This window comes from Polaromonas sp., from assembly GCF_043778355.1.
In the GTDB taxonomy this organism is placed as follows: domain Bacteria; phylum Pseudomonadota; class Gammaproteobacteria; order Burkholderiales; family Burkholderiaceae_C; genus Polaromonas.
The window spans coordinates 1-7,545 of the sequence record NZ_JAYWHI010000086.1; the positions used below are offsets into that span (position 1 = coordinate 1).

General features: G+C 64.5%; 7 protein-coding genes. 3 read left to right on the plus strand and 4 right to left on the minus strand.

Annotated features, from left to right (window positions below; all coding sequences use genetic code 11):
- Positions 1-51 precede the first annotated feature (51 nt).
- From lplT to ACH2CW_RS12100, 3 genes are all read left to right on the plus strand, one after another.
- Positions 52-1,332: a lysophospholipid transporter LplT gene (lplT, locus tag ACH2CW_RS12090; protein ID WP_395058426.1), complete on the plus strand. Its 1,281-nt coding sequence runs from the start codon at positions 52-54 to the stop codon at positions 1,330-1,332.
- A 120-nt stretch (positions 1,333-1,452) separates the two neighbouring features.
- Positions 1,453-2,331 carry a DMT family transporter gene (locus ACH2CW_RS12095; RefSeq protein ID WP_395058415.1) on the plus strand — a complete coding sequence of 293 codons (879 nt, stop codon included), beginning with the start codon at positions 1,453-1,455 and terminating at the stop codon, positions 2,329-2,331.
- Positions 2,332-2,414: 83 nt separating this feature from the next.
- On the plus strand, positions 2,415-2,900 hold the full coding sequence (locus tag ACH2CW_RS12100) for a glutathione peroxidase (RefSeq protein WP_395058417.1): 486 nt from the start codon (positions 2,415-2,417) through the stop codon (positions 2,898-2,900).
- A 62-nt stretch (positions 2,901-2,962) separates the two neighbouring features.
- Here ACH2CW_RS12100 and glcF read toward each other — a convergent pair whose 3' ends face one another.
- The 4 genes from glcF to ACH2CW_RS12120 all read right to left on the minus strand — a co-directional run bounded on the left by glcF (position 2,963) and on the right by ACH2CW_RS12120 (position 7,183).
- Positions 2,963-4,192, minus strand: coding sequence for a glycolate oxidase subunit GlcF (glcF, locus tag ACH2CW_RS12105; RefSeq protein WP_395058419.1), 1,230 nt, complete (start codon positions 4,190-4,192; stop codon positions 2,963-2,965).
- Between the two features lie 12 nt (positions 4,193-4,204).
- A complete protein-coding gene (gene glcE / locus ACH2CW_RS12110) occupies positions 4,205-5,302 on the minus strand; it encodes a glycolate oxidase subunit GlcE (RefSeq protein ID WP_395058421.1) in 1,098 nt (365 codons plus the stop codon).
- Positions 5,303-5,402: 100 nt separating this feature from the next.
- A complete protein-coding gene (locus tag ACH2CW_RS12115; RefSeq protein ID WP_395058422.1) occupies positions 5,403-6,320 on the minus strand; it encodes an SMP-30/gluconolactonase/LRE family protein in 918 nt (305 codons plus the stop codon).
- A complete protein-coding gene (locus ACH2CW_RS12120; protein ID WP_395058424.1) occupies positions 6,317-7,183 on the minus strand; it encodes an aldose 1-epimerase in 867 nt (288 codons plus the stop codon). The genes ACH2CW_RS12115 and ACH2CW_RS12120 overlap by 4 nt, the downstream gene beginning before the upstream one ends.
- Between the last annotated feature and the right edge of the window lie 362 nt (positions 7,184-7,545).

The following is a 7,545-nucleotide window of genomic DNA, read 5'->3' on the forward strand; positions in this document are numbered from 1 at the left end:
TCGCAGCACCAGGCGGCCTGGTGTGTTCGCAATGGTGATCAAAACAGTTTAATGAAGCGCGGTTTTTACACCATCATGGCGGCCCAGTTTTTCAGCTCGCTGGCTGATAACGCGCTGTTCGTCGTCGCCGTCGAGTTACTGCGGACCAGTGGCGCGCCCAAATGGCAGCCGGCTGCCCTGGTGCCGATGTTTGCGCTGTTTTATGTCGTGCTCGCGCCTTTTGTCGGCGCGTTTGCCGATGCGCAGCCCAAAGGCAAGGTCATGTTCATCAGCAACGCGATCAAGGTGATCGGTTGCCTGATGATGCTGTTCGGTACCCATCCCCTGATGGCCTACGCCATTGTCGGCCTGGGCGCCGCCTCCTATTCCCCGGCCAAGTACGGCATCCTGACTGAGCTATTGCCGGCTTCGCAACTGGTCAAGGCCAACGGCTGGATCGAGGGCCTGACGATCGCCTCCATCATTCTCGGCGTCTTGCTCGGCGGCCAGCTGGTCGGTCATTCCGTGTCACACCTGCTGCTGTCGTTTGACTTCCCGATTTTCGCTACGGGCATCGACACACCGCCCGAAGCCGCCATTTGCGTGCTGGTCATCATCTACGCGCTGGCGGCCTGGTTCAACACGCGCATTCCGCACACGGGCGTCGAGATGCGGCCGATGCCGCGCAACAAGCTCGAATTGCTGCCGGACTTCTGGAACTGCAATTCGGCGCTGTGGCGCGACAAGCTCGGCCAGATCTCGCTGGCGACCACCACGCTGTTCTGGGGCGTATCGGGCAACCTGCGCTACATCGTGCTGGCCTGGAGCGCCGCCGCGCTAGGCTACAGCACCACGCAAGCCTCGTCGCTGGTCGGTGTGGTGGCCATAGGCACGGCGGTCGGCGCCATCGTGGCATCGATGCGCATGCGGCTGGAGCACGCGACCATGGTGATGCCACTGGGCATTGCGATGGGTGTGCTGGTGATTTTGATGAACTTCATCAGCAACGTCTGGGTTGCCGCGCCCTTCCTGATTTTGCTGGGCGGCCTGGGCGGCTTTCTGGTGGTGCCGATGAATGCTTTGCTGCAGCACCGCGGCCACAACCTGATGGGCGCCGGTCGCTCAATTGCAGTGCAGAACTTCAACGAGCAGGCCTGCATCCTGGCACTGGGCGCCGGTTACAGCATGTCCACCGGCATGGGTCTGTCGGCCTTCGGTGCCATCACCACCTTCGGCGTGGTGGTCGCGGGCTTCATGTGGCTGATCCAGCGCTGGCACAAGAGCAACTGCATCAAGCACAAAGAGCAGGTGGACCACCTGCTGAGCATCGCCCGCAGCGACAAGTCGCACTGATGCAGGCAGGGGACGCGCAGTGAATGGCCGTGGCACCGGCACGCGCGGCGAAGGGTCGCCCCGGGCAAGCGACGGCCCCTCGGGGGCATCCTTCGACAGGCTCAGGACGAACGGAAAACAGTGAAAGACCGTGGGGCTTTAGTACCCGTAGGCGCCCTGGTCTGCAACGCCTTCGTCTGGGGCGTGTCCTGGTGGCCGTTTCGCGAATTGCAGTCCATGGGCCTGCACCCCCTGTGGTCCACCGCGCTGATCTACTTTTTCTGCCTGGCCTGCATCTGGGCCTGGCAGCCCGGCGCCTGGCGCAGCTTCGCGCAGCATCCGCAGCTCTGGTGGCTGGCCATCGCCGCAGGCCTGACCAATGTCGGCTTCAACTGGGCCGTCACCGTCGGCGATGTGGTGCGGGTGGTACTGCTGTTTTACCTGATGCCGGCATGGTCGGTGTTGCTGGCCTGGGCGGTGCTGGGCGAGCGACCCACACGCGCATCGCTGCTGCGCCTGCTGCTGGCCATGGCCGGCGTGCTGATCGTGCTCAAGGAGCCGACCTCCCCCTGGCCAGTGCCGCAGGACGCGGCCGACTGGCTGGCCCTGATGGGCGGACTCAGTTTTGCCGGCACCAATGTGATGCTCCGCAAGCTGGAGTACACGCCCAGCGCGTCGCGCATGATGGCCATGTTCGGCGGCGGCGCCATGCTGGCCAGCGCTGCGGCGCTGCTGGGACTGGCCGGCGGTATCGTTAGCGCACCGCTGTGGAGCAGCGCCTGGCTGCCGGTGGCGCTGGGATTGAGCCTGGCCTTTCTGGTCAGCAACATGGCGCTGCAATATGGCGCGGCGCGGTTGGCCGCCAGCACCACGGCGATTGTGATGCTAACCGAGATCCTGTTTGCCAGCGGGTCTGCCGCCCTGCTGGGCGCCGCCGAATTCAGCCCGCGAATTCTTGTGGGCGGCAGTCTCATCGTGCTGGCTGCCTTGCTCGCAGCCATGGCGCCCTCGAGAAAATAAACGCCACGTGCGCTCGCTGATTTTCCGTTCGTTTAAAACCCTGGCTGCAGTACAGTGGCAGGAACCACCCGGAGGAGCCCACCATGAGCAGCATTTACGACTTCAATGCGCAACAGATCAACGGGCAGGACATCTCGCTTTCGGAATTCAAAGGCAAGGTCATGCTGATCGTCAACACCGCCAGCAAGTGCGGATTCACGCCACAGTTTGGCGGCCTTGAAGAGCTGCACAAGGCCTACATCGGCAAGGGCCTGGTGGTGCTGGGTTTCCCCTGCAACCAGTTCGGCTCGCAAGATCCGGGCGCCGACGGCGAGATTGCCGAGTTCTGTCAGGTCAACTACGGCGTGAGTTTCCCGATGATGGGCAAGATCGATGTCAATGGCCCGGCTGCGCACCCGCTCTACAAATGGCTGTCGGCCGAAGCACCTGGCCTGCTCGGCAGCAAGTCCATCAAGTGGAACTTCACCAAGTTCCTGGTCGGCAAGGACGGCCAGGTGATCCGGCGTTATGCGCCTACCGACAAGCCGGCCGGCCTGGCGAAAGACGTGGAAGCGGCGCTGGCCGCCTGATTCAAGGTCAAATCGGGCGCCAGCCCCTACGCAGCAAGCGTTAACAGCTATCTATTTGATAGCTACTCAGTGCTGGCAAGCGCTTCGTCCAGCAGCTCGACCCAGTGCCGTACCGGCGTGGCTGTACCGCTTTGCAAGTGTGTGATGCAGCCGATGTTGGCCGACACAATCACCCCGGGCGCCATCGCGCCCAGATGGCCGAGCTTGCGGTCGCGCAGTTGTGTGGCAATCTCCGGGTTCAATACCGAATAAGTGCCGGCCGAGCCGCAGCACAGGTGGGCTTCGTTGGCGCTGGTACTGAGCTTGAAGCCGAGCTCGCCGAGGTATTTTTCAACCCCGCCGCGCAACTGCTGGCCGTGCTGCAGCGTGCAGGGCGGGTGGAAGGCGATGTTACCGGCCTGGGCCGACACCTTCGCACGCAGCGGCGCCACCAGTTCGGGCAGCAGTTCGCTGAGGTCACGCGTGAGGCCGCTGATACGCGCGGCTTTGGCCGCGTAGGCCGCATCATCCTTCAGGTGGTAACCGTACTCCTTGACCGTGACGCCACAGCCAGACGCATTCATGACAATGGCCTCTACCCCGCTTTCGACCAACGGCCACCATGCGTCAATGTTGTTCTTCATCTCGGCCTTGCCACCATCCTGATCGTTCAAATGAAATTTGACGGCGCCGCAACAACCGGCCTTGGGCGCCAGCACGGTCTGGATGCCGGCGGCGTCGAGCACACGGGCCGTCGCCGCGTTGATGTTGGGCATCATGGCCGGCTGCACACAACCGGCCAGCATCAGCATCTTGCGCGGATGTTCGCGCTGCGGCCAGATCCCAGCCGCTTGCGGTGCCGGCACCTTGGCTTTCAGCGCCGCCGGCAGCAGACCACGCACGGCCTGGCCCAGCTTCATGGCCGGCGCAAACAGCGGGGAGGGCAGCCCCTCTTTCAGCGCCCAGCGCAGGGCTTTTTCGCTGGCTGGGCGCGGCACACGTTCATCGACAATCTTGCGGCCGATGTCGACCAGATGGCCGTATTGCACACCGCTGGGGCAGGTGGTTTCGCAGTTGCGGCAGGTCAGGCAACGGTCCAGATGCATCTGGGTCTTGCGTGTCGGCACTTCACCTTCGAGCACCTGCTTGATCAGGTAGATGCGCCCGCGCGGGCCGTCCAGTTCATCACCGAGCAACTGGTAGGTCGGGCAAGTGGCGGTACAAAAACCGCAGTGCACACATTTGCGCAAAATGGCTTCGGCGGCCAGACCGTCGGGACTGTTTTTGAATTCGGGGGCAAGGTGGGTTTGCATGAAGGGCGCCCGTCAAATAGCGGGATACAGCCGGCCGCGGTTGAAGACGCCGGCAGGATCAAATTCTTTTTTCAACTGGCGGTGGATCCGGTCCAGCGGTGGTTTCAAGGTATCAAATCGACCTCCAACCCTTTCAATATGAGCGTCATCAGCTATAAAAAGCGTAGCGCTTCCACCCACCGCTGCGGCGGCAGAGCGCAGGCGGGAGGCATCGTCGGGCATGGCGCGCACCCAGCGCAGGCCGCCGTGCCACTCGACCAGCGGCGCCTCAGGCAGGTCCAGCACGGGGGCGGTCTGCGGCACCGACAAGCGCCACAGGTTGCGCGCGCCGCGCGTCAGGAACCAGGGCAGTTGCTGGTTGCGGCACAAATTCCAGTCGGGTGCGGTGACAGCGTTGTCCTGGCGCTCGCCGCCCAGCGACTTGCAAGCCGCCTCTACCGCGGCGACTGCACCGCGCAGACGCAAGTAAAGCGTGGGCGTGCCGCCATCGTCGACCCAGCAGCTCGCATTGAGCGGCAGCGGCTGGCCGCCCCAGCGGTTGAGTTGCGTCAGCGCTTCGGCCTGGCTCATCTGGAATTTCAGCGTGGCCTCGGCCGGGGCCAGAGGCAACACCTTGAGGCTGACCTCGGTGATCAGGCCCAGCGTACCCATGGCCCCACACATCAGGCGCGACACGTCGTAACCGGCGACGTTTTTCATGACCTGGCCGCCAAAGGTCAGCAGCTCGGCCCGGCCGTTGAGCAGGGTCACACCGAGCACATAGTCACGCACAGCGCCGACGCTGGCACGCGCCGGACCGCTCAAACCTGCAGCGACCATGCCTCCGACGGTCGCGCCGCCCTCGAAATGCGGCGGCTCAAACGGCAGGCACTGGCCGCGTTCGGCGAGCACGGCTTCGAGTTCGGCCAGCGGGGTGCCGGCGCGCACCGTGACCACCAGCTCACTCGGCTCGTAACTCGTGATGCCGCTCAGCGGCCGGGTGTCCAGCAACTCGCCCACAGCCGGCTCACCGTAAAAGTCCTTGCTGCCGCCGCCGCGTATGCGCAGGGCGGTGCCGGCTGCTGCGGCTGCCCGCACCTGTTCGGTGATCAATAAAAGCGCTGAATCCATGGCAGTGATGGTAAGGCGGGCCAGGAGCCAGCAGTTTGATTTTTTTGAACGGCTGCCGTTCTATTTTTTACGGCAGCGAAACCAACCCCCGCGATCGTCGTTACCCGGCAAAAAAGTTGACCGGCAACCCCGGCACGTCCACGCGCAGCGACAACACGGCGCCGGACAGCGGCATGGCCTCCAGCTCAGCGGCTGGCCGGCCATGGCGCGCGCTGGTCAGGTACAGGGTCTGCAGATCGTCGCCGCCAAAACACACCATGGTTGGACACATCATCGGGGTCACGATTTCGGCCAGCAGCTTACCAGCCGGCGACAGTTTGAGCACGCGCGCGCCTTCGAACATCGCGACCCAGTAGTTGCCCTGGCTGTCGACCGCCGCGCCGTCGGGCCGGCCGCCATAACCGGGCTGGCCGGGCAACCAGCCCGCCAGCTTGAGGGGAAACTGCATGAACACACGCGGGCCGGACAGGACATTGCCGGCCGCGTCCCAGTCCCAGGCGCGGATCAGATGCGCAGTGGTGTCGGACCAGTACAGGGTGCGGCTGTCGGGCGACCAGGCCAGACCGTTGCCGACGGTGGCGCCTTCGGCCATGCGGGTCAACCCATCGCCCTGCAGGCAAAACAGCGCGGCGTCTCGCGCATCGCGCGGCTCGTAAATCGTGCTGGCCCAGAAGCGCCCCTGCGGGTCGCACTTGCCGTCGTTGAAACGGGTGGTCGCCGTATCGTGATCAGCCGCCGCCAGTTGCTCCAGCGCCCCACCCCAGCGCTGTGCGCGGTAGATACCGTCGCGCAGCGCGATCACCAGCCCACCGCCAGCCGCCGGTGCAATGCAGCCAGGCTCCAGCGCATGCGGTGGGGTCATGGCCCAGCTTTCTACCGTTCCCATGAACACATTGCAGCGGTGAATCTTCCTTGACGGGATATCAACCCAATACAGCAATTGCTCCTGCGGATGCCAGAACGGTGACTCGCCAACTTCACAAGGCGCGCTGGATACCACCTGCCAGACCGCACTCACCGCGCGCGCTCCACCTGAATGCTCATTTGCGCGCTCATCGATTCGCCCGGCGCCAGCACCTCCAGCCCCAGGTCTTCGGCGAGCGCAGCACCGGACTGCAACAGGTTGGCGGCGTTGTTGACATGGCTGACCGGCTCGATCGCCACGAAGTCGCGCGTCGCGTTGGTGAAGACCACCAGCCGGCTCAGGCTGGCGCTGATGCGGGTGTGCAGCAGTTCGTCGCGCAGGCTGACGCTGCCGGTCCAGCCGTCGAAACAGTGGTCCACATCGAGACCGCTGCAGTCGGTGTCCAGCCCGGCCGAAGGCTCGCGATGGGTGGGCAGCTTCTCGCCGCTCATCTCCCAGCGCCCGCTCGCCTCGAAGGCGACATGGCTGCCAGGACGCTTGACGAAATAGGGGTGCCAGCCAAGCCCGGCCGGCGCCGGCACCGCCGACTGGTTGGTCATGCTGAGCGTCAACTCCAGCACATTGCCGCGTAGGCAAAAGGTCTGCGAGGCATCAAAGGCGAATGGCCAGGACGCGTCGGCGCGGTGTTCGCAGGCCAGCATCAGAAGCTGGCCGTCCTGCTCCAGCACCTGCCAGGGCCGCTGCCAGCCGATGCCGTGGATGGCATGCGGCTCGGGGCCGTTGTTTTGCACCAGGGGATGGCTGGTGCCCTGCCACTTGAGCGTGGCGTGACCCACGCGGTTGGAAAAAGGCACCAGCGGGTAACTTCCCGAAAGACGGACGGTGGCGAGCTCGGCGGCCGGCGTCGAACGCAACACCGGCACATCGTCCAGCCACAGGCCGGCAATGCAGCCGCCCAGCTCGGGCTTGATCTCGCAGCGCAGTCCGGCGCCAGACAGGGTGATGGCAGGGCTCATGGTGCGATTGTGCACGGCAAATCAGGGCCCCCGCGCTGGTTCACTGCGTGTCACCCTCCGCCCCAGGCTCGCTCCGGACAGTAGTTTCAACTCCCCACTCCCAACCCCCTGCCCTTCCCTCGCCCCGCTGGGCGATGGAAGGGAGCCTCATTTGGCCGCGTGTACTGCGCTCGCGTGCACACATGACCGTCTGTTGGGATTCCCGTCGTGGAAGCGCTACGCGCCTCCACGACTCCGGATTTTCTGCCCCCGCATTTTTTCCATCACCCGTCGGGCTGGGCCGAGGAGCGCAGCCGAAAACGGATCAGGGCGAGCGATTGTCTGAGGCGCTAGCCGAGTTCGAGCTCGATCCCGTTTTCGGC

Coding starts and splice junctions, on each gene's coding strand:
- lplT (WP_395058426.1), top strand. CDS start 52: ATGAAGCGCGGTTTTTACACCATCATGGCGGCCCAGTTTTTCAGCTCG.
- ACH2CW_RS12100 (WP_395058417.1), top strand. CDS start 2,415: ATGAGCAGCATTTACGACTTCAATGCGCAACAGATCAACGGGCAGGAC.
- glcF (WP_395058419.1), bottom strand. CDS start 4,192: ATGCAAACCCACCTTGCCCCCGAATTCAAAAACAGTCCCGACGGTCTG.
- glcE (WP_395058421.1), bottom strand. CDS start 5,302: ATGGATTCAGCGCTTTTATTGATCACCGAACAGGTGCGGGCAGCCGCA.
- ACH2CW_RS12120 (WP_395058424.1), bottom strand. CDS start 7,183: ATGAGCCCTGCCATCACCCTGTCTGGCGCCGGACTGCGCTGCGAGATC.